Below are 25020 nucleotides of genomic sequence, written 5' to 3' on the forward strand. Positions count from 1 at the left end.
ATAAAACGGTCGCGTTTGCGTATGTAGGGTGTTGCCGCTTATAAACTGATGAAGCGTTTATGCGTTTAGGTGTAGTTATACCAAACCCGTGTGACAATTTATAGCTAAGGCGACGCAATTCGCGGCTAATCGGATTTCTCTGTTAAGACGATTACATGCTTTACTATGTCTTTTCGCACTTTTTTCAATGGGCAATGGTATAATAACTGTGTAAATAATTGAGGAGTCGAGATGTTAGTTGTTGTTTCCCCAGCGAAAAATTTAGATTTTGAGTCTGTAGTGCCTACCCGCGAATATACGCAACCGGCGTTACTTGATGAAACGGAACGATTAATGAAGGTTTGTCGCACCTTATCGCCAGCCGATCTCGCTTCGTTAATGAAAATCAGTGATAAGTTAGCCACCTTAAACGCAAACCGTTTTGCTGAATTCTCCACACCATTTACCCCAGAAAATGCCCGTCAGGCAATGTATGCGTTTAACGGTGACGTGTACACCGGGTTAGACGCTTACTCCCTTGATACTGACGCGGTAGCCTATGCACAAAACCATTTACGTATTTTATCAGGCCTTTACGGGTTATTGCTCCCACTAGATTTAATGCAAGCATATCGCCTTGAGATGGGAACTAAGTTGGCTAATCCTGCTGGTAAAGACTTATACGCTTTTTGGAATGACACTATTACGCTTGCACTCAACAAAGCGTTGGAAGCCCAAGGCGACAATGTGCTTATTAACCTTGCGTCTAACGAATACTTCAAAGCAGTGAAAAAGACATCGTTGGATGGCATGATTATCACGCCAACCTTTAAAGATTGTAAAAACGGTCAGTACAAGATTATTAGCTTCTTTGCCAAGAAAGCCCGAGGGTTGATGGCGCGCTATATTTTAGAAAATCGTGTAGAAGACGTTGAGGGCCTAAAAGCCTTCGACCTTGATGGCTACCAGTTCTGCGAAGCGCAAAGCACCTCTACCGAGCTTGTATTTCTAAGAAATCAGGAAAGTTAGTTTTCAGGGCTAACGCATTGTATGATGTTGGTAAAAGGTTTACTCACGTAAACCTTTTACCTCTTACGTTTTTTCAACGCAGCCGATTAAGCCAATAAGCCCATCTGCTCGCCACCCATTCCGTTCTCTTTTCTCAATCTTCCTACGACCAAGGTTCAGCTGAGCTTTTGACGTCTGACTCATACCCTTAAAAAATTCTGTTACTTAGGACAGTGTCGATAATCCTTAATTTCCATTTAAATGGAATTGGGTGACGTGAAGAGTGACCTAGTTAGCAACTGGAATCTGGTAATGGAAGCGTTAAGAATTTGGCAATTTATAGTCACGACAAGCAGTGTTTTTACCTTAACTTTCTCCTTAGTCGTACATCACGAAAAGAGGTATATGCCTATGCGTTGTCCAGAAACGTAATGAAAGGGTACCTAACCGTGTTGTATCTCTGTATGGCTTTTGTCGCTTGGGTTTTCGTTAAAAATATAGCGATGATTTCAAAGGTGGGATTGCATGTAACACCCAGTGAATTGAAAACATTGGGCTTCTTGTTTCTGTATGGCTCGGCGCCCCTCATACTCTTAGGGATATTCAGCCCATTATTGCAAAAAAAGAAAGTGGTATTGGCAACGCTACCACTTTGTATTCATCACTCAGTTATATTTTCACTTACCTTCTTGTTGTCTTTTTCTAATGCGTCGTTAGCGCTTACATATTTCATCGTGCAAAGTGCGAGTAGTAATATGATGGTGTATATAGGTTTGCTATTCGCATTCACGGCAACCATTTTCTCCCTTTGTTCTGCCGTCAAAATAGCTAACGACAAACGCCTGTAAAAAGCATTGGATGAGAGTATTCGCTTGACTTTCACCTGTTCTATATATAGAACGTTCAATAAATGGAACAAATGTGAAGGTAGGCACGGTGAATCAATCGACGTTAAACATCCTAGGCCGGCATTTGCAAAAGTTGCGACAGGATAAAGGCGTGTCTTTGTCTCAGTTGGCAGCCGGCGCAGGCATTGCTAAATCTAACCTTTCTCGTTTAGAGCAGGGAGTAGGTAACCCCACCCTCGATACTATTTGGCGGCTAGCTAAGCAGCTTGATGTTCCTTTTGGTGAACTTGTTCAGCCTTTAAGTGCAAGCGTAGGTGAAAATGGTGTTGAAGTTAGGCTAATAGAGCAAGGCAAAGGAGAGCCTAATGTTGATGCTTACTGGATGTCTATAGCACCACATACGCTGCGTGAAGCTGAATCCCATGCTACGGGTACGCGAGAATGTATTACTGTCATCAGTGGTGCGATCGAGGTCGGAAACCTCGGTAAAACAGCGCGGCTTACACCGGGGCAAACCCTCTCATTTAACGCTGACCAACCCCATATTTATAGTACACAAGCGCAATGGGCTACATGCCTTATTTCTATCGTTTACCACAAAGAGGCAATGTCATGAGTAGTTCCACTCAGCGAAGTGGTTGGAAGCAGGGAGTTTTAGATGGGTTGCCCTTATTGGGGGGCTACATTCCTGTGGCAATATCCTTTGGCGTTATCGCCGTACAAGCTGGGTTTACCACCCTGGAAGCCACGCTTATATCGGTATTCATTTATGCAGGGGCATCACAATTTTTATTGGTGGCAATGGTCGCCGCAGGCTCTCCTTTGTGGTTGGCTGTTTGTATGACTATGTTGGTCAATGTGCGTCACGTTGTTTATGCCCCTAATTTGGTGCCCTATTTAACACAGAGTAAGGCTTGGCCATTGCTTATGCATGGGCTTACCGACCAAATATTTGCTATTGCTCATACACGACTGCCGCAAATGGCTGACGCCGAAAAAGTCGATTGGTTTAAAGGTGTTTCCCTGGTTGCATGGGTAAGCTGGATTGCGGGCACGGCACTGGGAGGTATTGCTGGAGATTCATTGGCACAAAAATGGCCCGTTCTAGACAGTGTCATGCCGTTTGCGCTTCCTGCCTTATTCCTTGTATTACTGGCGCCTAAATTTTCGAATAAAACTTGGAGTTTGACCTTGCTGGTAACGATAACCGCCGCGTTACTTATGGCGCTCACGGTAATAAAAAATGCGGCTATCCCCATGGCTGCACTTTGCGGCGCACTCACCTTTTTTATTCTTACGTCCAACTTTGGCAGGAAACACTTTCATGCAAACTGATATTTGGGTGGCTATTATCCTTGCCGCTATAGGGACATACGCGTTACGAGTTGGACCATTGCTATGGACTCAACGCCACTTTAATAAACACAAAGCGAGCAACACCGAAGCACGTTTACCCACATGGTTGAGTGTGCTTGGACCATTGATGATAGCTGCAATGCTGGGAACGTCGCTTATCCCTAAGGTACCATCAGCGTCTAGCTGGTTTGCCACGGTAGTAGGTACCCTGGTGACGATTTTGGTGTGGCGAAAATTCAAATCATTGGGACTGCCTGTTTTTTGTGGCGTATTGTCGTTTGGCCTAGCGTTAACGGCGACTTTCAATTGGCTTTAGGGGGCTAGGAGGGGATACTTCTTGTCCCCTCGAGTATTTCATCAGCGCAGTGATGTCCGTGAAGTACTGAAATATCGCCGGTTGTTTCCAATACCACGGCTTTCACTTGCTGAATGTCCAACACATTGGCCTCTCGTAACTTGGCCATAAGATCGCTGCGTGCCACCCGAGTTTCAGCCAGTGCACTTTCAATAATCTGACCGTTGCGCATTAATATAACGGGTGTGTTCTGCATTACAGCTTCAATTGTGTCTGACTGTCTGCGCATTCGAGCCGTCACCGACTGCACTAAAAACAATGTCGCCATCGCTATCATCGCTTGTAAAAATGCCTCCCAGTTATTGGTTTGAGAGGTACTTGCTAGTAATGACCCCACCGCAACAGTCATGACAAAATCGAAATTAGTCATTTTGGAGAATGAACGTAACCCGTTTATACGTACCAGCACCACTACCCAAACCATCCCCATCGCCGTTAACAGCAGGCCTTTTAGTATGACATCCAGCATGGGATAGCTTGTAAACATGATTATCTCCTAGGTTTGTGGGGGCAATAGCGCTTGTGCATACCCGCGACAATTTTCACCACACTTAACGCAGCGAAAAGTAAGTCTATTCGCGTTAGTAATAGGTACTGAAAACGCCATGAATTAGATGACAATAACTGAAATTGCGCGGGGCGTGTTACGTTAAGGTGATGCTCTGCATTGCGTCGCATCTGTACAGATGCTTGGTGGGTTATATTTTTGAAACTATTTTGTAATTGGTATGTTATGGTGTTAAATTGGTATTACATTTTTTATGTATTGGTCAATTTGTTTGGTCTGCTTTGATGTCTAGGTTTATTCCCTGATGGGGTGACCAGTGAGGCAGATTAAAAGAAAACGTGCTAACAATAGAGGTTAATATGGGTGTTAATTACCGCCTAAAGGCGAGAAGCAGTGTGCTCGCGTGCATTATGCTTGCATCAACTGGGGTGAGCGCAAAAAACAGTGCTGTACCCGCGGATAAATTTGATTTAAGTGAATGGTATATAACCCTACCCACTGATGAAAACAATGATGGTAAACCTGATAATATCTCGGTGAAAGACATTCAACGCTTTTCTCATCCTGACTTTTTTTATTTAGATGATGAGGGTGGCATGGTGTTCACTTCACCCAACAAAGCCCTTACCACCAAAAACTCTACAAATACGCGCAGTGAATTACGTCACATGTTGCGTGGTTCAAATACAAAAATTAAAACCCAATCGCCCAAAAATAGTTTTACAGTGGCAAGTAACCCCATTGCCAATAGGTTTGCTCGTGTGGGCGGAAAAATGGAGGCGACGTTAAAAGTAAATCACGTGGCGCTTCGTGCTAAATATCCAGAAAAGCCACCGGCGTTTTCTGTGGTGATTGGACAAATCCACGCAACCAAGTGGGAAAAGAAAGTAAAAGGGTTTGGTTGGGGTAACGAGCCACTGAAAATTTACTATAAAAAATGGCCTAATCATGAAACTGGCTCGGTGTTTTGGACCTACGAACGCAACCTCCCTAAATCTGACCCCAATCGAAGAGACATTGCTTATCCTGTTTGGGGTAATTTATGGAAAAACCCTGCTGATCCGGGGGAGCAAGGTATCGCGTTGGGTGAAGAGATAAGCTATGTGGTCAACGTTCACGGTGACGTTATGTACCTGACGTTTAAAGCCCAAGGTCGAGAAGATGTTGAATACAAGATTAATTTGGCGAATGCAGTGGATGCCCACGGGAAATTAGACCCCCATGATCATCCGTATGGGTATACGTTGGATTGGAATTATTTTAAAGCGGGAGCCTATAACCAATGTAGCACCAAAGACGATCCCGCGTTCTGGTATCCAGCATGTTTAGGTACAGGAAACTGGGCGGAAGATAAGGCTAACGGCGATTATGCCAGTGTTACCTTCAAGCGGCTGGTCGTGGGCGAAAGTACGCCGCCAAAAGCCAACCACGGTGAAAAGCCTAAAATAGGTGCCACGCTAAATAATAAAGTCTCGTTAAACTTAGAGGAATTACCGCCAAGTGCATTGCAAGCCATTATGGCCATTGAACCAAATTTTGCCATGCAGGAAGCTGAAAAAGAATCTAAGCACGGAAAAACCTACTTAGATGTAGAAGGCCACTTACCGAATGGCGACGAAATAGAGTTTGATATGCTAGAAACAGATGGCATATGGCAAGTTGTCGAAGTGCAACGTGATTTAACGTGGGAGCAATTGCCGGGAAATGTCGCTTCAGCACTGACAAGTCATGACTCTTCTTTTACCCCCAAGCGTATTATAGAAAGCAAACAGCACGGTACGCCGGTAACGGTTTACGAATTCTATGCGGTGGACAGCGACGGCAAAGAGTCTCGTAAAGAGGTGAAAGTGGAAGGTGGCGAAGCCACTGTGCTTAAAAAGGAATGGCAACACTAGGCCTATTCACTTTTCAGTGATATTTCTTTCCCCTGTTCATCGCCAGATTACAGGGGAGAGAAATGATTTGTTACTTAAATAGTTTTGACTGTTCATCGCTCTTCTTTTCTACTTATCCTTCCTATAGCCATCAGAGTAAATGACAGTGAAGTCTTATTGGCGATATATTCTTTTGTTTGTTTTTGCGCTTGTCGTTATTTATTGTTATGCCCGAGGTTTCTTTACTGGCGCATTAGTCTTTATTTTGGCCGCGATGGTATTAGAGATGCTTTTTTGGACGGGATTGTTTTCTCACCGTTTTCGTGGCAAAAAACGGCAAGGTAACAAAAGCGGTTTATCTTAATTTTTGCGATAAGTGGCCGTGATCTTCGTTGGTGAGTTATTTAAAGTGGTGACTCATCACATCAACGTTCATGGAGAACACTGTGGATTTAGGACTTTTTTCATTAAGTTTAGCGGTTAAAAATATTGAAGTATCGAAGGAATTTTATGAAGCGTTAGGCTTCGAGGCGATGACGTCCTGTGGTTCAATAGAAGAAAAATGGCTAATAATGAAGAACGGGCAAACCATGATAGGCTTGTTCGAAGGTATGTTTGAAGAGAACATTCTCACCTTTAATCCAAGCGATGTTCGTTCAGTGCAAGAGAAATTAGCGGCTCACGGTGTAGACATTGACGTGCCAGTAAAAGGCGATAGTGGGCCGGGGCATTGCATAGTAAAAGACCCTGACGGCAATACCCTTATGTTCGACCAATTTTAGTTGCGCAAGGTGTGCTGCTTTAGCACTACCGCTTTTGCGGCTGCTTATATCGAGGCTGCTAATTCAGCACCCTGACGAATAGCTCGCTTGGCATCTAATTCTGCCGCAACGTCTGCGCCACCAATAATATGAACGCGAAGTCCTGCTTCTTCTAACGGCTGCTGAAGGGGTTTGAAAGGCTCTTGGCCCGCGCAAACAATAATGTTGTCCACTGGCAAGCACTTCTCTTCTTCGTTAACCACTATGTGTAAACCTTCATCATTTACTCGTTTATATTCTACGCCATTCAGCATTTGAACATTATGGTGCTTAAGTGATTGCCTGTGGATCCATCCGGTGGTTTTACCTAAATTTTTACCTACCTTAGATGTTCTTCGTTGTAGTAGGTAGACCTTTCTCTGTGAGGGGGTAATGTCTTTTTCAGCGAGGGCCCCAGGGTTTGAGTAAGTTTTATCAATCCCCCAGTGTTTTAACCAAGCCTCTTTATTGGTGGTTAGGCTTTCATTCTCAACAAGAAACTCTGCCACATCGAAGCCTATTCCCCCTGCGCCTATAACCGCAATCTGCTCGCCTACCTGTTTATGATCGCGAAGCACGTCTAAATACCCCATGACTTTAGGGTGGTCGTGGCCTTCAATGGTCAGTTGTCTTGGTTTTATTCCTGTGGCTAGCACCACATCATCAAAGCCTGCATCTATAAAGGTGTCAGCCTTAGCTTCTACCCCGAGGTGCAAGTTAACGCCGGCTCTATCTAACTGGTTTTTAAAGTAGCGTAAGGTTTCGTAAAATTCCTCTTTACCGGGAATTTGTTTCGCATAGTTAAATTGCCCGCCTATTTCGACGGCCTTATCATACAAATGAACCTCGTGACCTCTATCGGCGGCATACATAGAAAAAGCCAGTCCGGCTGGACCAGCACCCACCACGGCAATTTTCTTTTTTGTATCCACAGGAAGAAACGTAAGTTCGGTTTCATAACAGGCCTGAGGGTTAACCAAGCAACTGGCACGCTTTTGTGCGAAAGCATGGTCGAGGCAAGCTTGGTTACAGGCAATACAGGTATTAATAAGAGCAGATTCGTTTCGCATGGCTTTTGCCACGAAATGAGCATCGGCAAGGAAGGGACGCGCCATAGACACCATATCGGCATGCCCCTCCGATAACACGGCTTCAGCCACTTCAGGGGTGTTTATTCGGTTCGTGGTCACAAGGGGCACGGTCACTTCGCTTTTCATCCGTTGTGTTATCCACGTGAAGGCCGCGCGGGGGACAGACGTCGAGATGGTGGGGACTCTCGCTTCATGCCAGCCAATGCCGGTATTGATTAATGTTGCACCGGCACTTTCTATGGCTTTTGCAAGATAAACAACTTCATCCCATTCGGCGCCGCCCTCTACCAAATCCAACATAGAGAGGCGGTATATAATGATAAAGTTTTCACCCACCTTTTCGCGAATGCCTTTCACAATTTCAATGGCCATACGTGCGCGATTTTCTAAACTACCGCCCCATTCATCATCGCGGTGGTTGGTGCGTTTACAAAAAAATTGATTGATTAAATAGCCTTCAGAACCCATAACCTCTACGCCGTCGTAACCGGCTTGCTGGGCTAAACTTGCACATTTTATGTAATCTTTAATGGTACGTTTTACCGCATTAGACGATAACGCCCGCGGCTTAAAAGGCGTGATAGGAGATTTTACCGCCGATGCGGATACCGCTAGAGGGTGGTATCCATAACGACCCGAATGCAAAATTTGCATACATATTTTGCCCCCTTCAGCGTGGACGGCATCTGTGATCACCTTATGTTTTTTCGCGTGTCGCTTACTGGTCATGCGGCCTGCAAAAGGCGCTACCCAGCCAGATAAGTTTGGGCTAATGCCGCCGGTTACGATGAGTGCTACACCCCCTTTAGCGCGTTCCGCATAAAAGGCTGCAAGCTTTTGAAAGCCGCCCTTTTCTTCCTCCAACCCCAAATGCATAGACCCCATTAAGGTGCGATTTTTTAGGGTGGTGAAGCCAAGGTCTAAAGGGGCTAGAAGGTGGGGGTAGGGCGTATTCATGGCGGTACTCATTCTCGTTATTATGCATTGCGGGCTGTTGTGACACCTTGTGTTAAGAAGTAGCAACTAGCCCGACCAGTTATAACGATTATTTACCACTCTACGCGTAGCGTAAAGATAAAGAGATGTTTTTTATTCGTCTACGTACATTTTTTGCTGAAATTTTAGTGTTTGCGCCGCGTTTCCTTTTTGAACATCGATGGTAAACCGATAGGTTTCTTGATCCCTAAAAGGCAAGACGGCCAAGTAGTAAATCGCATCGCCTTCTTCCACTTTTTTGAATGAGAGTTTTCGGCTATTGCCTATGAGGTTCCTTGCGTCTCCAGTCATAGAAACCCGTTGCGCTTCACCTGTCTTTGCATCCAACACAGAGATATTCACCAGGGCATTAAATTTACTTCTAACGATGCCATAATTAGCCGCCACTTCAGGGGTTAAAAATGGCGTACTTACCACCATATAATGTACATCCCAGTCACCCAGTTTTTGCTTTTGTTCTCCCAACGCATCACTGCTTACCAAGGCTGCAAACAGGGTGGCAAGAAGATAAAGGCGCTTGGTTAACGCTGTCATGGCTATTACCTCTTTTGGGTTATTGTTTAATATCAATTAATAAAGACGAAAAGTGTCTTGTAATAAAAGTTGCAAAAACTGCAAGGCAATAATGGCAATTAATACCGACAGGTCTAAGCCACCCAATGGCGGAATAACCCTGCGTATGGGGGCGAGAAAGGGCTCGGTAAGCTGATGTAGGACATAATCAATAGGAGATTGCCCTTGAGACACCCAACTTAATATGGCGCGTAACAATAGCACCCAAAACATCAAAGACAGAGCCTCTTTCACCACGGTGATAACCGCTAAAATTAGGATGGTTACTGGGTTTAAGCCAGCGCCAGCCATGGCACCTAGTGCAATAAGCTTTAACGCCGCTACCACAATCGCGAGCACGAGTGTTGCCGTATCTAAGCGGCCAATGGAAGGCACAATTCTGCGTAACGGCCCCACTATGGGATGTGTCGCTTTCACAACAAATTGACTCATTGGGTTGTAAAAGTCGGCGCGGGCTAATTGTAGCCACAACCGAAGAATAACCACCATTAAATACAGAGAAAATAGTGTATCAACCAGAAAAACCGTTGCGCTCATTGTGCTTAATTCCTACAAACGTTAAAGCTGTTTTGCCATTTCTTCAGCGCGGGCTACAGCCGCACGCATAGATTTACTAACTATGTCTTTTAGACCTTCATCAATAAAGGTATTCACTGCCTCAGCTGTGGTGCCCCCTTTTGATGTTACCTGAGCCCGAAGCTCGCTTAATTCTAAATCAGGATTATGACAAACCATTTCCGCTGCCCCTAACATGGCTTGTTGTACCATCAGGCGCGATTGTGCTTTGTCGAAGCCCATTGCCATCGCTTCTTCTTGCATGCATTGTAAAAATAAGAAGAAGTAGGCAGGGCTGCTGCCCGCCGCGGCAATAACGCCGTTAATTCCCTCTTCTTGTTCAACCCACACAGTTTCGCCTACGCTATTCATCACATCGTCGACATACGTGCGGTCGTCTTCGCAAACCGTGCTATCAGCGTACATGCCCGACATACCTTTGCCGAGTAAACTTGGGGTGTTAGGCATGATCCTAACAACAGGATAGTCTCCCCCCAGCATTGCTTGTAATCTAGCCACAGGTAACCCTGCTGCAATACTGAGAAATAGTTTACCTGACAAGTCATTATTGTGTTGTAAATCGGCGCACATATCGCCCATGATTTGAGGTTTAACTGCAAGAACAATAGCGTCAGCGAACTGGCAGGCTTCATCATTAGATTGCGTAGTTTGAATACCAAATTCGCTCTTCAATTGGTCCAATTTAGGCGTAGATGGGTTACTCGCGAGAATGCGTGATTTGTCGTAACCTGACTGAATTAACCCACTAATGATGCTGCGGCTCATATTGCCCGCGCCGATAAATGCCAATTTTTTCTGTTGCATGTATATCCTTTTGAGTCGAGATTGTATTAACAGTATTTGCGGTGATGTATTTACGCCTTCAATGTCGCGTAACTACCTGTAAATCTTAGGAGGTAGTGTCGTTCCGTTGACCAAAAATAGCCGTCCCTATTCGCACCATTGTCGAGCCGTGATAAATGGCTTCTTGCATATCATTGCTCATTCCTACGGATAGGGTATCAAAATTGCTCAATGATGTATGGTATTGGTCAAATATTTCCTTTAACGCGCTGAGGGTTGCTTGTTGCTCTTGTGTCGATGGATTAGCTTTGGGGATGGCCATAATCCCACGCAATACAAGGCGGGGTAAACCTTCGATAAGTTGCGCTAAGTAACCAAATTCCTCTTTGTTAATACCTGATTTACTTTGTTCGTCATCAATATTGAGCTGAATACACACGTTTAACGGAGGCAGGTGTGCTGGGCGCTGGTCATTCAATCGACGGGCTATTTTTTCCCGGCTTACCGACTGAACCCAGTGGAAGTGTTCAGCCACTATTTTGGTTTTATTCGACTGAATGGGGCCTATCATGTGCCACTCTATATCGCTAAGGTGGGACAGTTCTTGTACTTTGTCTACGCCTTCTTGAACATAGTTTTCGCCGAATAAACGTTGTCCTGCTTCATACGCTGCAATGATATCGGATACCGGTTTAGTTTTACTCACGGCTAGCAATTTTACCGAATTTGAAGGACGATGAGATTTGGCAGTCGCGCTTGCGATCTCCGCGTGTGCGGTTTCCAGTCGTTCTGCTATTGTTTGCATTGTTCACCTTGGTGTTAAGGAGTGGTTGTGGATATTACCGAACTTTTGGCTTTCAGTGTTAAGAATAACGCCTCAGATTTACACTTGTCAGCAGGTTTACCCCCTATTATTCGGGTAGATGGCGAAATGAGAAAGCTTAATGTTCCCGCCCTCGACCATAAGCAAGTTCATGGGCTTGTGTACGAGATCATGAATGACAGGCAAAGAAAAGAATACGAAGAAAACCTTGAAACAGACTTTTCTTTTGAGGTGCAAGGATTATCACGATTTCGAGTGAATGCGTTTGTACAAAATAGAGGTGCAGCCGCGGTGTTGCGCACTATTCCAAGCAAAGTGTTGACCTTGGAAGAGCTAGGTGCCCCTGATATTTTCAAATCTATTATTAATCAACCTACAGGCATTGTGCTTGTAACTGGCGCCACAGGCTCGGGTAAAAGTACCACGCTGGCTGCCATGATTGATCATATAAATACGCAAAAAAGAGAGCATATCTTAACCATTGAAGACCCCATTGAGTTTGTCCACGAAAACAAGTTAAGCCTGATAAATCAGCGAGAAGTTCACAGAGACACCCACTCATTTAACAATGCATTACGCTCGGCGTTACGTGAAGATCCTGATGTAATATTGGTAGGTGAATTACGTGATTTAGAAACCATACGGTTAGCAATATCGGCGGCTGAAACCGGCCACCTTGTATTTGGAACCTTACATACAAACTCAGCCCCTAAGACCATCGACCGTATCATTGATGTATTTCCTGCAGAAGAAAAGTCTATGGTGCGTTCAATGTTATCGGAGTCCTTGCGTGCGGTGATTTCGCAAACTCTGCTTAAAAAAGTGGGCGGGGGCAGGGTTGCTGCTCATGAAATAATGGTGGGGATCCCCGCGATTAGAAACCTTATTCGGGAAGATAAGGTGCCACAAATGTACTCAGTCATTCAAACAGGTCAAGCCCATGGTATGCAAACCATGGATCAATGTTTACAGCGCTTGGTGGCGATGGGTGTGGTTACTCAACAAGATGCTGCAGCCAAGTTAATGGATAAATCTGCCTTGGCGAATTTTTAGGGGGCAGTCATGTTAGACACATATCTACAAAAAATGGTTAGCGCACAGGCTTCAGACTTATTTATTACGGCTGGGTTTCCAGTTAGCGCAAAAATTAACGGTAAGTTAACCCCATTGAGTGAACAGGTCACTACAGAACATTCCGCGCTTTCTCTGGTTGAAGATGCCATGAATGACAGCCAGAAAGCGGCGTTCCATTCCACTAAAGAATGCAACTTTGCCATTGTACGAGAGGGCATAGGCCGATTTCGTTGTTCTGCGTTCTGGCAGCGGGATCAAGCGGGAATGGTCATTCGTCGCATTGTCACTGACATCCCGCAAGCAGATGATTTGGGGCTGCCGCCAGTGTTAAAAGACATCATAATGGCTAAACGTGGACTGGTTTTATTTGTGGGGGGGACAGGCACAGGTAAATCTACCTCTCTGGCGGCACTGATTGGTCACCGAAATCAGCACTCTCACGGGCACATTCTCACTATTGAAGACCCCATTGAATTTGTTCACGAACACAAAAATTGCGTGGTCACACAACGGGAAGTGGGCATAGATACACAGTCCTTCGACGATGCGCTAAAAAGCTCATTGCGCCAAGCACCCGATGTCATTCTTATTGGTGAGATTCGGTCTATGGAAACCATGGAATACGCAATGTCCTTTGCTGATACCGGCCATTTGTGCGTAGCGACGCTACATGCAAACAATGCCAATCAAGCCATAGAACGCATTATGCACCTTGCGCCTAAAGATCAGCACGATAAACTGAGGTTTGATTTAAGTTTGAATATCCGTGCAATTGTGGCGCAGCAACTTGTCCCTACTACCGACGGGAAAGGACGAGTGGCGGCGATTGAAATTTTACTGAATTCCCCGCTAGTGACAGATCTTATTCAACGAAATGAAATCGGTAGTTTGAAAGAGGCAATGAAAAAAGGGAAAGAGCAGGGAATGCAAAGTTTTGATATGGCGCTCTATTCACTTTACCGTGAAGGCAAAATTGATGTGGAGCAAGCGTTGCATCATGCGGATTCACCCAACGATCTGCGGCTAATGATTAAACTTGATGCCAATACAGGGGCTTCGTTAGGCACCCTATCTAACGTGTCAATCGACATGGATGATTAATGAGAATAGGTGTGTCGCGTTGGACAAGGTATGATGAGGGTACTGTCCACACCAGGGTACTATTTTGATTAAACTCTTTTCCTCTGATGACATGTTTTTAATGCAATCTTTAAAAAGCGAATTAGATGCGCTTGCCATTCCTTACATGATTAAAAATGAGTACGCCAGTGGCGCAATGGGAGAACTGCCTTGGCAAGATACGCAGCCAGAACTGTGGTTGATAGATGATACCTGGCAGGCAAGAGCAAATCAGGTGATGGACGCTTTAATGGCACACAGTGTTTCGTCACCGGGGGATAAAGAGCAAGAGTGGGTTTGTCGCAACTGTAAGGAAAAAAACGGCGCTGCCTTCGATTTTTGCTGGCAATGTGAACATCAAAGACACGAGGTGTAGGGCGTGGTGAGATGAGTACTAATACGCCCTAATACTGACTTTCAATCCAACTGGTAAATATAACGCAGGCAGATACACTGTCTATTTTGTCTTTCGTCAGTTTTTTGTAGCCGCCCAGTTCGAAGAGCATTGATTTGGCATCAGTGGTGGTTAAACGCTCATCACAGGTTTCTACCGCGACTTTGAATCGCCCATGAAGCCGATTGGCAAACTTCTTCGCCCTTTGCGTCATTTCTTGTTCGCTACCGTCCATATTTAGCGGTAAACCCACCACGACTAAATGTGGCTGCCATTCCTCATATAACGCAGCAATCTGCTGCCAATCTGGGATACCATCCCTCGCTTTTAATGCGGCAAGAGGGGACGCTGTGCCCGTGACTTCCTGCCCAACAGCCACACCGATACTTTTCGTGCCAAAATCAAATGCCAATACTGTTCGTTGACCTATATCAGGCATGACCAGCTCCGGGAGCTAACTGCCACACATCGACCCCAAGTTTGTTCACCGCAGCTTGCCACTTTTTGTGTATAGGTGTGTTAAACAGAATCTCTTCATCTGCTTCTATGGTTAGCCATGCGTTTTCTTGCATTTCTTGTTCAAGCTGGCCTGCGGTCCATCCTGCGTAACCCAAGGCGATGAGGGCTTCGTCAGGGCCTTGATTGCTACCAATAGCCGTAAGTATATCCCGGGAGGTGGTAACCATAATGCCAGGCGCAAGGGTTAAACTAGAACCCCAGCCTGGTTGTTCAGTATGAAGGACAAACCCTCTTTCTTGACTCACCGGGCCACCGGCGAGAATAATTTGCTCTGCTTTATCATCGCTTACGGTAAGCGTTTTATCGGTTTGTTCAAGTAATTGTTTGAGGTTCATTGTGGATGGCTGATTGAGAACTAAACCCATTGCTCCTTCATCGTTATGTTCACAAATATAGGTGAGAGAACGAGAAAAGTACGGATCGTCCAGCGTTGGCATGGCGATGAGAAAGTGGTTTTGTAAGCTTTTCAATTCAGTCATTTGTACCTCTTACTGACGGATGACGGCCTAATTACTAGCCAGTCGCTTTTCAATTGCATCAAAAAGCATTGCCATAATATTAATATTATAGTGCCCTTCAATTTCTCTTACGCAGGTCGGGCTGGTAATGTTTATTTCGGTAATTTTATTGCCAATCACATCCAAGCCTACAAACATGATGTTGTTTGCTTTCAATGTGGGAGAAATCGCATTTGCCAGTGCACGATCTGATGCTGAAATTGGTTGAGGGCGTCCCGTACCACCAGCCGCTAGGTTGCCCCGTGTTTCCCCTTTGGTGGGGAGCCTAGCAAGACAGTAAGGAATAACTTCGCCGTCCACAATAAGCACACGCTTGTCACCGTCTTTAATCTCCGGAAGGTATTCTTGTACCATCATGTAGCGCTGACCCAATTGGGTAAGGGTTTCAATGATGACCCCTAAATTATTCCCATCAGGCTTTACGCGAAAGATAGACGCACCACCCATACCATCGAGGGGTTTGCAGATAATATCTTTGTGCGTGGCATGAAACTCACGAACCAGCGTCGGATTATTGGTAACAAGTGTATGTGGAATATGCTCAGGGAAGTAAGAGGTAAATAGCTTTTCGTTGTAATCTCTTAATGCTTGCGGATTATTCACTACCAAGGCGCCGGCATCTTGGGCTAATGATAAGATTTGAGTAGCATAAAGAAACTCACCATCGAAAGGCGGATCTTTACGCATGAGTAAAACGTCCACATCACCTAAGCATAGCGTTTGCTCATCCTCGATAGCGTAGAAGTCCTCGGCGCGATCAATCACGGTGACTCGCTTGCCCCGTCCCATGGGCTTACCGTTATCTAAATACAAATCTTTAAGTTCAAAATACAACACAGTGGCGCCACGGCGCTGCGCTTCCAGCATCATCGCAAAACTCGTGTCTTTGTGTGGCTTTATCGCCGCAATGGGATCCATAATCACGCCAACGGTATAGTGCATGTATTTTCTCACTTACGCATATTCATTAATCATTGAAGGAAAGCAGGGTGAAACCGGGGTTCACCCTACTGAATCTGTTTATGTATGTTGGGGCGTCGCAACATTCTTCAAGCGTTCGCCCCGGCTTTTTCGCATTTATCGCCGCGCGGAAAATGTTTCACATAGTGCGCGCTAAACCTCGCTTTTTTGTGCTTTAACCTACCAATTACAGGTCGCCATGTTGCGCTTGCAGGATGGAGACACTGCTTATGGCGGCGGTTTCCGTGCGAAGAATGCGTGGCCCTAAACTAACAGAAAGAAAACCCTTTTCGTTCGCATGATGTATTTCCGTTTCTGATAAGCCACCTTCTGGGCCGATGAGTAACCGGTAACCTTTGGTGTTGTAAGGTTGACGTGCTAATGAAGAGGTAGCGCCAGGTGCTAATACTAAACGAGTGGAAGACGTGGACTCGGCTAGCCAGTTAGACAGAGTTACCGGAGGGTTGAGCGTAGGCAGCACATTCCTTCCGCTTTGTTCACATGCACCAACCATAATTTTTTGCCACTGCTGTTGCTTTTTTTCCCACCGCCCGGCATCTAATTTCACGGTACAGCGCTCTGTCAGGATAGGGGTAATTTCAGTCACTCCCAACTCCACACTTTTTTGTAAAACCGTATCCATTCTGTCGCCCTTGGAGACCCCTTGGCCAAGATGTATTGGTAAGGGAGACTCCTTAGTCAAAGACAAGCACGCATCCGCTTCAACAATCACGTTTTTACGCTGAACACTGATAATTTGCGCGCTATATTCATTTCCATCTCCATTGAAAAGCACAATGGGACGATTCGCTTTCAATCGAAGGACGGTGGCTATGTGGTGACCCGCGTCATCAGTTAATGGAAACTCTTGTTCCAAAGGAATAGGGTGAGGGTAATAAACTCTTGGTATGCGCATACGTAACAATCAAAAATCAGATAGGGGTATATAATACGTGTGAGAGCAGGGGGCATGCAATGCGTTAAAGGATAAAGAAGGAAGGGAATAACCCGCGACGAAAAAATTGACAGCACTGCACGGGAATATTAAGGGCAATGCGCTGCATGTTAGGCCAGCGTAAACCGAGAAGAAAGGCTTATAGGGCTTTTAGAGTTCGAGATAGATGGGATGCTATTGTCATCAGTGTTAAGGGTTCTAACGTGGCTTTTACGCGCATATTTTGTGTTTTCGCCGGAATCTGAACGTAAGGCGTAAATAAAAATCACTGACACAACGAGATACAAAATCACGAGAAAAAACATAAATGAATCCTTTTTTAATTTAACAGCCCGTTAAATCTATGAAATAGTTGAAATAACCAAGGTTATTATCTAAAAACAAGAATAAATGGTTCACTTTGACTTCAAATTTATAAAAAACATCAGTGATGATGTTGTTAACATTTTATAAACATTTAGTGTTTGATTTCTAAGTAAATATTACCAAGTTGATGGCGTAAACCAACTCAACTTTAGGATAAAGTTTTATCGCTGCAGGCGGCATTCTAATTAGACTTTAGGGGAAAAATGAACCTTTTTAGGGCAAAGCGATTGGCCTAACCTAAAAAGCCTGTTAGTTTAATTCGGCTTGAAATTAGCAACTAACTAAAAGGACAATATGATGGAAGATAATTTATCGCTTTTCTCAGCAAGCGACATCGAACGCTATATAAATGAATACGCAATTCCATGGGGTATTAACATTGCCATGGCGATTGCTATTTATGTCATTGGTAGAATAGTAGTTGGGTTTATCCTTTCTATTTTCCGCCGAGTTATGGCGAAATCTAAATATGATGCGATGTTGGTTGATTTCTTAGAAGCCATAATAAGTGCGATTTTGATGCTTTTCGTCATCGTGGCCTCGTTAGATCAGCTAGGCGTGGATACGACCTCGTTGGTTGCTATATTGGGTGCGGCTGGTTTAGCGATTGGTTTGTCTTTGCAAGACTCGCTGAAAAACTTCGCTGCTGGCGTTATGTTACTTGTCTTTAAACCGTTTAAATCCGGTGATTTCGTAGAAGCCGGCGGTACAGCGGGTACTGTGAATAAAATTGGTATCTTTACCTCTACAATGACTACCCCAGACAACAAAGAAATCATTGTGCCAAATGGGGCTATTTACAGCGGTACAATTACCAACTTCTCAGCAAAAGAAACACGTCGTGTAGATATGGTTGTGGGAATTGGTTATGACGCTGATCTACTGAAAGCGAAGCAAGTATTACAAGAAATGGTGGAAGCCGATCCACGAATTCTTCAAGAGCCTGCACCGACTATTGCCGTTGCGGAACTGGCTGACAGCAGTGTGAACTTCGTGGTTCGTCCATGGGTACAATCGGCTGATTTCTGGGGTGTGAAGTTTGACTTTACAGAAGCGGTAAAACTTCGCTTTGATAAAGAAGGTATTTCTATTCCATTCCCACAAATGGATGTACACCTTCACAAAGACGCAAGCGAATAACACTTCCATTGCATTAAAAAAACACCACCTTTACGGCGGGCTACTGAATGAACTTGGAGGCCATTGTTTTTTAACAGTGGCTTTTTCACAAACTAACCTATATAAATCAGAAGGTTGTAATAATAACGATCCAAACTTCGTCTAGATTAATTTCAATTTAAATTACAATTAGCACTTAAATTTCAAATATATACTATAAAAACCATTCAAATTACCTATAATTTCTCAGTAACGGGGGAAATTATGACGAGATATGTCTTCTTAGATACTGAGACTACGGGCTTAAATCCGCATAAAGGTGGTCATAGAATCATCGACCTAGCCTGCATAGAATATAGAGATGGCAAACAAACAGGGAAAGTGTTTAATACGCAAATTAATCCTGAAGGTAAAAAATCTACAAAAGGCGCTTTTAAAGTTCACAAAATCTCTGGTGAAGAATTAGTAGCAAAACCGACCTTTAAAGAGGTGTCAGAAGACTTCATAAATTTCATAAAGGATGCTCACCTTGTTATTTACAATGCATCATTCGATATCCAGTTCATAAATAGTGAGCTAAATCGAATTAACTACCCGTCTTCAATTAATGACATTTGCTCTGAAATTACTTGTGCGATGGAGTTGACCAAACTCAAATTCAATTCAGAAAAAAATATTAGCCAAGATAATGCATGTAAAAGATACGGTATTGATATAAGCCATCGTAAAACCCACGGTGCCCTCATTGATGCTGCTTTATGTGCAGAGCTATTTTTCAAGCTAACAGATGAAACAATCACCCCTTTAGAACGAACCCCTCAGTCAAAACCTCATCGAGATCCCAAGCTACTAACTATTCCTAGGGCATATAAAAGTAAATTGGATGGAACATTCATCCAACAAAACTTTTGTAAGAACAGTGAGTGTGCAAACTTTGGCGTTGTGGCCTTAAATCCAGAAAAATATCAAAATGGAAAGCCTAAAAAGGGACTCAGAAATGGATATAAGCTAACCACGAATAAAAATGAGTACCTGCTGACCTGTAAGCTATGTGGTCAAAGCTCTGTAATTATAAATAATCAAAGCTTTGGCAAAGAATTAGAGCGACAAGCTGCAATTAATAGACAGGAGGAGCCATCCTGCCCAAATACTGGTGATAGCGGCACTCCTTATGGTCAGCGCCATTACTATATACCAGAGTCATACGAAGTAAGAAAAGGAACGGCAGTATTAAAGCCACGATGTACAAATGTTGGTAAAGGTATTTTCAGTAATCCTGAACTATATACGTTATCAGGAAAAACTAGACCAACAGAAGTTATCAAAAAGCAAGTGAGCAAGTCAGTTGCTAGAGGTCGTAAGCCAACAGTTCAAGAACTTGAAGAGCAGCGCTTGGGATCTCAAAGAATTAAGTGTGAGTCATGTAATACAAGGTTTTCAGTTAAGCTCGACCCTCAGCAGCGTCACTATATGAGAGATAGAAACTTACCTCTCTTCCTCAACCTCATGAACAAAGGAATAATCAACCGTGAGGAAGAAAAGTTAGATATGTCAGCCAAAGTAATATATGGGAAAATTGATTTCTTCTATGAACAAGCTTTGGCTTTCGATGCATATCATTCACAGCTTATTGACCACGCTGTAGCTACTAAAACTTTAAATCTAAGTACAGATCGATTGCACCATACAACAAATTGGGGAGATCATGATATTCCTCGTCCAACGCCTCTTGTTGTAACCTCTACAGTTGATAACCATTCAGGGTATGTGTTTGCTTCAACATTAAACTTCGATTTCACCAGCGACTCTGATTACATTAAAAAAGAATATAAAGAGAAAAAAGATAGTGACAAAGAGAGTTATTATCGTAGGTATGCTCAGTATGTTTTAAATGATGCCGAAGTAGAAGAAATAGCTCGTCAAACAAATGCTGATGTGGCAATGCAAATGCCAACGCAAGGACTCTTGGTAAATCAAACGTATAGTATGTTGACACATTTCGCTGTCATAAAAGAGATGCTTCGTACCGCTTGGCATATTAACTTGTACGCTGATAACGACTCTGGGTTCAAAACTGCTATTTCCGGTGTTTTTCAGGACTGGCTTGCCGATGGAACAATGAGGGCTTTTCAAGTCTTTACGGAGCGTTCAGGCAATAATCAATTGTTAGATAAATCTACTGCTGAACTGATAAAAAAGAGAGACTTAGAATTACAGCAAGACTTTCCTAGTTTGTCTAAAGAAGAACGGCTTAATTTACTTTGGAGCCAGCAGTTAAGTAACCGTGTCACGCTCAAAGGAAGTAAATCAGAATGGATTGTGAGTCCGAATATGTTATCAAGGTTCGCTGGTTTTCTACCGCTAACAAATATTAAAGGTTTTGAGCCGGAAAAAATTGCGTCACTACTAAATTCAGCGTCACTAAATGGAGTCGATAATTGGTTCCAGATTTTAAGGAGACACATTAATTACTATGAACGGCCTGTTACAAGCGGAACCAATTCAAAGCGATGGAATGCATATTCAGGATACAATCCAAAATGGATGGCAAAGCTAATGGAAGTTAAAAGGATATACCACAATTATTGCTCTACCAATGAACGTAGCTTGAGAGAAGAATACAAGGGTAAACGCCAGTTAATGCCAAAACCGACAAGTCCAGCAATGAGGCTAAATTTGACTACTGATTTATTTACTGCGGAAGACATCATTTCTTTCAGTTTCAATAAAGAAATATTTACAAATAAATCAATGATAAATGAACCAAAAGCATAAACTAGAAGGGTGCAAAGTGGGCCTTTCGTGTGTGCTGCATCCATTCTCGAAAAGTCAGCTTTCTAGCAAGGCTATCCAGCTTCATTATTTCAAACATCAACAGTTAACCATCAAGCTTGATCATTAAATCTAAGCTATTAAGCTTTATGACCCTAAGGTCACTTTAACCGGTGTCTTAGGATGTCAGGCTTGTAACGTTACCAAACCTCACACCTATGGCCCGTTTCTGACGCATCTTACTACAGACAAAGCTATAAGCATCGTGTAAACCCAAATAAACTCAACCTATCAATCTTAGTTTATTGATAAACTAATCACGATAGGTATCATCTATTTAGATCTCTAGGCACGGCTCAAATTACAGCCTGCCACTTTGCAATTACGATGTTATTATATCAATATGCTGTACGCAACTCTTTGCGCATCAATAATTTTTGAATATCTTCGGGTTTGCTCTTCCAAGCATAGAACCACTCTTTTTCTGAGCTAAAGTAACTTGTAAGAGCTGAAGCTTTTTGACCGATTTGTTCAGTTTTAAGTGATGTATTCTCTTTTTGATATGCGATTAAATAAGCTTTTGCGATTGCTTTTTTCTCTGCTTTGGAGATATAAGGGGAAGATAATAGGTCACATATCAACAAAAAGGCTTCTGTTGATTTTTCAATCATATCGAAATCGTCAAACTTAGTGCCTATTACAAAGTTTATGATCTGCTTCTTTATCCCTTTAAATTTACGCTTATTCCCACAGTAATCTATACAGCAAACAATTCGAAAGTAATCTAAGCTTTTTATGTCAGCATCTAACCCAAAAGCTTGTTGTAGAAGCTCTTCAGATAGCATAAATGACCGTCCAAGAGACTCTGAGGTAGTAACAAGATTAAAAAGCTCAATGTTGGGTGCTTTATTTTGATGAGAACTAGATTGAATTAAAGAAGTGATTTCATCAAAAATAGCTTTATTTATATTAGAATCATCTGAACCATCTTTAGGCTCTTCTTTTAACAGATTAATTAATCGACAAATCAAATAGCTACTTCGTGATTTTGGACTCATAGCAAAAATAAAGAAGGTCGTTTCTAATACAAAAATTTTTAATTTTTCTAAGTCCTTTATATCCACCGCTGCTTTGTGATTCTTAATAGCGTTAAGAACCTTCTTAAGTAGCTTTATTAAAATTGATATTGAGAAACTAATCACAGCATCAAAACTTATCTCATTTTTCTTTACAATAGCTTTGACATCTCTGATAAAGGAATTAGACAATGAACTCTTATTCCAAATCTTTTTCAAAAGCTCTTCTTCTGAATAGTCATTATCTTGTTTAAAGTTTACTAGTTGAGAAAAGTAGTGATCAATTGTCTTGCCTATTTCAATTTTAGCTATAGTTTCGCCAGTCATGAATGGGCGGTTGACAGAGATTGTTTTTGACTCATTAATGTAGAGCTTAAATTCTGACAAATTCTTCTCTAATATTTGTGCTATCGTTTCAGAAACAGATTTGTTATTAGAAAATATAAAATAGTCATCAATATAACGCCTAATTTCATAATCAACTCCACGAGTAAGTTCATTACTAGATAAAGCATTATCAACTTTAGTATCAATAGACTGTAGGATAATCTCCGAAAAAACTCTTGATATTTCGGGACCAATCAAAATGCCATTTGTTTCATTGTAATTCATTAGTTGCATCAACTTGTCAAACCCACCGTCAAATGTATCTGCATTGACGTAGTTTTTTGAAAAGTTTTTACCCTTAACAGCCCACGACATACTATGGGTATAAATATGGTGAAAACACTTGGATATATCCATTCTCAAAAGGTTTTGAAATTTTCTTTCGAGTCGATGAAACTCATAAGATTCATAAAACTTATACATAAAATTGTATTTTTCATAAGAAAAATATGAACTAGAAGTCAACTTAGATTCAGAGTTATTGTCTACAGCTCCCCATTCAACGTCTTTATCTTCAGTCTTTTTGTTCTTTTCATAATAATACGAACCTATATCGCTAGGGTATCTGAGTGAATATTTGTTGTTTGCCGTTAGGTTTAAAATTACTTGTTCAAAGTTTGAATAGAATTTTGAACACTCAATTTGATGTAGTGGATGAATAACAGATAATGTTCTATATGAATTCTCATCCTTTTTAATTTTGTAATTATAAGGAATGCTATACACCTTTTTCTTAACGCTATTAAGCGGAAAAGGGAAGTTCAACTTATCGTCATTATCCCTTAAAGCCTTATAAAACCCTGAGTTGGAGAACTTAAAAGGGACTTCGTATGGGAGCGTGTCGGTGAGCAAAGCCCGGTAAGCGTCATTTTTATTAATAAACTGTTTTTTAGATTTACGTGACATGCTTCCAAGCCTTTCTTATTAATATGATTTTCTCTGGGGTAAATTTAAAAGTTTTTTTATTTTTAAAGCCCGTTTCAAATTTAAGTCGAATCAACTTTTTCCTTTGAGAGTTTGATAATATACCAGTCAATTTACTTCCTAAACTGCCACTCTTAGAAAGTACACTCCTAGCAAGAAAAATATCTAGTTGTCTTAGGTCTTCCTCTCCTAATTGATGTTTTTCTATCAATGGATAATTATAGAAAATTCCTGATTTCAGCCCCTTTCTGTTGCTATTAATTGTATAGTTTCCAGTTAGGAACTTAATTCGCTCAAAAAGCAAATCATAATCACCGTCTATACAGAATCGCTTCAATGAACAAATAACTCTAGACTTGATTTTTTTCAATTTAGATTCAGCTATTCCAATATTTACTTGCTTATTTTTATCACTCTTGATTACAAACTTATATCCTAAGTATTCTAATGTTTGTTCAACGGCAGTAGCACCTTTCGGGGGCAACTCTTTTTTGATATGGTCTGATTTGTTGTTAAATTTCAATCCACTAGGTAAGGAGCTTTCTGCGAGACGTTCTATGTCTTGTTTGGGTTTTGTAGTAAAGATTATTATATCGTCAACAAATCTAGCGTAGTAATAAATCGAATGATGTGCAGCCATCGTCCTATCAAACTTTTGTAGAAATAATTCAGATAAAGTTGAACTAATAGCTTGCCCCCTATGCAAGCCAGAGCGTGAGTTACTATAAAAAGTGTTTACTATTTTTTTGGTTTGGCTGCTTGGCACAGGGTTGTCATTGATTTTCTTTAGAACTGTCTCTAGTGGTATGTTTTCATAGAACTTTTCGATATCTAACTTTAAAACGGTAAACGGCACAGGTTCTTTAAGAAGAGCCTCTACTTGCTTAACAATTTGCTCTCTGTTTTTAGGTTTTATTTTGAATATTCGTTTTAAGTTATCGTTTGCTTTCCTGAGTGCAAATTCAGATACAGGGTGATGAGTACCTAGTATAACCATTTCACCTTTTTTTGTTTTTCTCGGACGAACTGGAGTTATTGTGAAGTTAGAGCTAATAAGCTCATCTGTCAGTCCTTGATGAAATGCTAGATAATCTTCTTTTTTACCCCCCATTTTATAATTTCGAGGATCTACTTTTTTGGTTAAACGGAGATAGTTTTTAGGTGTAAAAGCTTGATTAAGCATTTTTGACTAATCCTTCAGATACCATATCAGTAAATAATTGAACGGAAATTTAGTAAAATCCGTGATTTTTACGCTACTGTATAA

23 protein-coding genes and 1 pseudogene are annotated in these 25020 nt (G+C 42.3%); 12 read left to right on the plus strand and 12 right to left on the minus strand.

Features of this window, described 5'->3' with window-relative positions; translation table 11 throughout:
• Nucleotides 1–231 precede the first annotated feature (231 nt).
• From yaaA to IUA53_RS04600, 4 genes are all read left to right on the plus strand, one after another.
• Complete coding sequence (yaaA, locus tag IUA53_RS04585; protein ID WP_044448394.1) at nucleotides 232–1008, plus strand: peroxide stress protein YaaA; 777 nt, start codon at nucleotides 232–234, stop codon at nucleotides 1006–1008.
• 900 nt (nucleotides 1009–1908) lie between these two features.
• On the plus strand, nucleotides 1909–2451 hold the full coding sequence (locus tag IUA53_RS04590; protein ID WP_231401257.1) for a helix-turn-helix domain-containing protein: 543 nt from the start codon (nucleotides 1909–1911) through the stop codon (nucleotides 2449–2451).
• Nucleotides 2448–3170, plus strand: coding sequence for an AzlC family ABC transporter permease (locus IUA53_RS04595; RefSeq protein WP_044057893.1), 723 nt, complete (start codon nucleotides 2448–2450; stop codon nucleotides 3168–3170). The genes IUA53_RS04590 and IUA53_RS04595 overlap by 4 nt, the downstream gene beginning before the upstream one ends.
• On the plus strand, nucleotides 3160–3507 hold the full coding sequence (locus IUA53_RS04600; RefSeq protein ID WP_044057892.1) for an AzlD domain-containing protein: 348 nt from the start codon (nucleotides 3160–3162) through the stop codon (nucleotides 3505–3507). Before IUA53_RS04595 ends, IUA53_RS04600 begins: the two co-directional genes overlap by 11 nt.
• Before the next feature lie 4 nt (nucleotides 3508–3511).
• On the opposite strand, the gene IUA53_RS04605 is transcribed toward IUA53_RS04600, so the two are convergent.
• On the minus strand, nucleotides 3512–4033 hold the full coding sequence (locus tag IUA53_RS04605) for a DUF421 domain-containing protein (RefSeq protein ID WP_196898511.1): 522 nt from the start codon (nucleotides 4031–4033) through the stop codon (nucleotides 3512–3514).
• 380 nt (nucleotides 4034–4413) lie between these two features.
• Here IUA53_RS04605 and IUA53_RS04610 point away from each other — a divergent pair.
• The 3 genes and pseudogenes from IUA53_RS04610 to IUA53_RS04620 form a co-directional block, all read left to right on the plus strand.
• Nucleotides 4414–5472: pseudogene (locus IUA53_RS04610) on the plus strand (polysaccharide lyase family 7 protein); the annotation flags it as partial.
• 616 nt (nucleotides 5473–6088) lie between these two features.
• The gene (locus IUA53_RS04615) at nucleotides 6089–6292 is read left to right on the plus strand and encodes a hypothetical protein (protein ID WP_196898513.1); all 204 of its coding nucleotides are present in this window, start codon (nucleotides 6089–6091) and stop codon (nucleotides 6290–6292) included.
• An 82-nt stretch (nucleotides 6293–6374) separates the two neighbouring features.
• Nucleotides 6375–6710 carry a VOC family protein gene (locus IUA53_RS04620; RefSeq protein WP_044057888.1) on the plus strand — a complete coding sequence of 112 codons (336 nt, stop codon included), beginning with the start codon at nucleotides 6375–6377 and terminating at the stop codon, nucleotides 6708–6710.
• 44 nt (nucleotides 6711–6754) lie between these two features.
• Here IUA53_RS04620 and IUA53_RS04625 read toward each other — a convergent pair whose 3' ends face one another.
• The 5 genes from IUA53_RS04625 to IUA53_RS04645 form a co-directional block, all read right to left on the minus strand.
• Entirely contained in the window at nucleotides 6755–8776 is a 2022-nt protein-coding gene (locus tag IUA53_RS04625) for an NADPH-dependent 2,4-dienoyl-CoA reductase (RefSeq protein ID WP_231401258.1), read from the minus strand.
• A gap of 132 nt (nucleotides 8777–8908) precedes the next feature.
• Nucleotides 8909–9349 (minus strand): DUF4426 domain-containing protein, encoded by a 441-nt coding sequence (locus IUA53_RS04630; RefSeq protein ID WP_044057886.1) that lies wholly within the window; start codon nucleotides 9347–9349, stop codon nucleotides 8909–8911.
• 36 nt (nucleotides 9350–9385) lie between these two features.
• On the minus strand, nucleotides 9386–9925 hold the full coding sequence (locus IUA53_RS04635) for a YggT family protein (RefSeq protein ID WP_044057885.1): 540 nt from the start codon (nucleotides 9923–9925) through the stop codon (nucleotides 9386–9388).
• A gap of 21 nt (nucleotides 9926–9946) precedes the next feature.
• Nucleotides 9947–10768, minus strand: coding sequence for a pyrroline-5-carboxylate reductase (gene proC / locus IUA53_RS04640; protein ID WP_044057884.1), 822 nt, complete (start codon nucleotides 10766–10768; stop codon nucleotides 9947–9949).
• 85 nt (nucleotides 10769–10853) lie between these two features.
• Entirely contained in the window at nucleotides 10854–11552 is a 699-nt protein-coding gene (locus IUA53_RS04645) for a YggS family pyridoxal phosphate-dependent enzyme (RefSeq protein WP_196898517.1), read from the minus strand.
• A 27-nt stretch (nucleotides 11553–11579) separates the two neighbouring features.
• Here IUA53_RS04645 and IUA53_RS04650 point away from each other — a divergent pair, with 27 nt between their 5' ends.
• The 3 genes from IUA53_RS04650 (at nucleotide 11580) to IUA53_RS04660 (ending at nucleotide 14139) form a co-directional block, all read left to right on the plus strand.
• Nucleotides 11580–12623: a type IV pilus twitching motility protein PilT gene (locus IUA53_RS04650; RefSeq protein ID WP_196898519.1), complete on the plus strand. Its 1044-nt coding sequence runs from the start codon at nucleotides 11580–11582 to the stop codon at nucleotides 12621–12623.
• A 9-nt stretch (nucleotides 12624–12632) separates the two neighbouring features.
• Nucleotides 12633–13745 (plus strand): PilT/PilU family type 4a pilus ATPase, encoded by a 1113-nt coding sequence (locus IUA53_RS04655; RefSeq protein WP_044057881.1) that lies wholly within the window; start codon nucleotides 12633–12635, stop codon nucleotides 13743–13745.
• Nucleotides 13746–13809: 64 nt separating this feature from the next.
• Nucleotides 13810–14139: a putative signal transducing protein gene (locus IUA53_RS04660; RefSeq protein ID WP_044057880.1), complete on the plus strand. Its 330-nt coding sequence runs from the start codon at nucleotides 13810–13812 to the stop codon at nucleotides 14137–14139.
• Between the two features lie 28 nt (nucleotides 14140–14167).
• Here IUA53_RS04660 and ruvX read toward each other — a convergent pair whose 3' ends face one another.
• From ruvX to IUA53_RS04680, 4 genes are all read right to left on the minus strand, one after another.
• Nucleotides 14168–14596 carry a Holliday junction resolvase RuvX gene (ruvX, locus tag IUA53_RS04665; protein WP_044057879.1) on the minus strand — a complete coding sequence of 143 codons (429 nt, stop codon included), beginning with the start codon at nucleotides 14594–14596 and terminating at the stop codon, nucleotides 14168–14170.
• On the minus strand, nucleotides 14589–15155 hold the full coding sequence (locus IUA53_RS04670; protein WP_196898521.1) for a YqgE/AlgH family protein: 567 nt from the start codon (nucleotides 15153–15155) through the stop codon (nucleotides 14589–14591). The genes ruvX and IUA53_RS04670 overlap by 8 nt, the downstream gene beginning before the upstream one ends.
• A gap of 27 nt (nucleotides 15156–15182) precedes the next feature.
• The gene (gene gshB, locus IUA53_RS04675) at nucleotides 15183–16136 is read right to left on the minus strand and encodes a glutathione synthase (RefSeq protein WP_044057878.1); all 954 of its coding nucleotides are present in this window, start codon (nucleotides 16134–16136) and stop codon (nucleotides 15183–15185) included.
• Between the two features lie 205 nt (nucleotides 16137–16341).
• Nucleotides 16342–17070 (minus strand): 16S rRNA (uracil(1498)-N(3))-methyltransferase, encoded by a 729-nt coding sequence (locus tag IUA53_RS04680; protein WP_044057877.1) that lies wholly within the window; start codon nucleotides 17068–17070, stop codon nucleotides 16342–16344.
• Nucleotides 17071–17772: 702 nt separating this feature from the next.
• Here IUA53_RS04680 and IUA53_RS04685 point away from each other — a divergent pair.
• Together IUA53_RS04685 and IUA53_RS04690 are read left to right on the plus strand one after the other, a co-directional pair.
• Nucleotides 17773–18615, plus strand: a complete 843-nt coding sequence (locus IUA53_RS04685; protein ID WP_196899430.1) for a mechanosensitive ion channel family protein — start codon at nucleotides 17773–17775, stop codon at nucleotides 18613–18615.
• A gap of 243 nt (nucleotides 18616–18858) precedes the next feature.
• Entirely contained in the window at nucleotides 18859–21369 is a 2511-nt protein-coding gene (locus tag IUA53_RS04690; protein WP_196898523.1) for an exonuclease domain-containing protein, read from the plus strand.
• Nucleotides 21370–21764: 395 nt separating this feature from the next.
• On the opposite strand, the gene drt3b is transcribed toward IUA53_RS04690, so the two are convergent.
• Complete coding sequence (gene drt3b / locus IUA53_RS04695; RefSeq protein WP_196898525.1) at nucleotides 21765–23735, minus strand: antiviral reverse transcriptase Drt3b; 1971 nt, start codon at nucleotides 23733–23735, stop codon at nucleotides 21765–21767.
• Nucleotides 23725–24936, minus strand: a complete 1212-nt coding sequence (gene drt3a, locus IUA53_RS04700; RefSeq protein WP_196898527.1) for an antiviral reverse transcriptase Drt3a — start codon at nucleotides 24934–24936, stop codon at nucleotides 23725–23727. The genes drt3b and drt3a overlap by 11 nt, the downstream gene beginning before the upstream one ends.
• Nucleotides 24937–25020: the final 84 nt, after the last annotated feature.

Origin of the sequence: Alteromonas sp. B31-7, assembly GCF_015767655.1 — a bacterium.
Classification (GTDB): Bacteria; Pseudomonadota; Gammaproteobacteria; order Enterobacterales; family Alteromonadaceae; genus Alteromonas; species Alteromonas australica.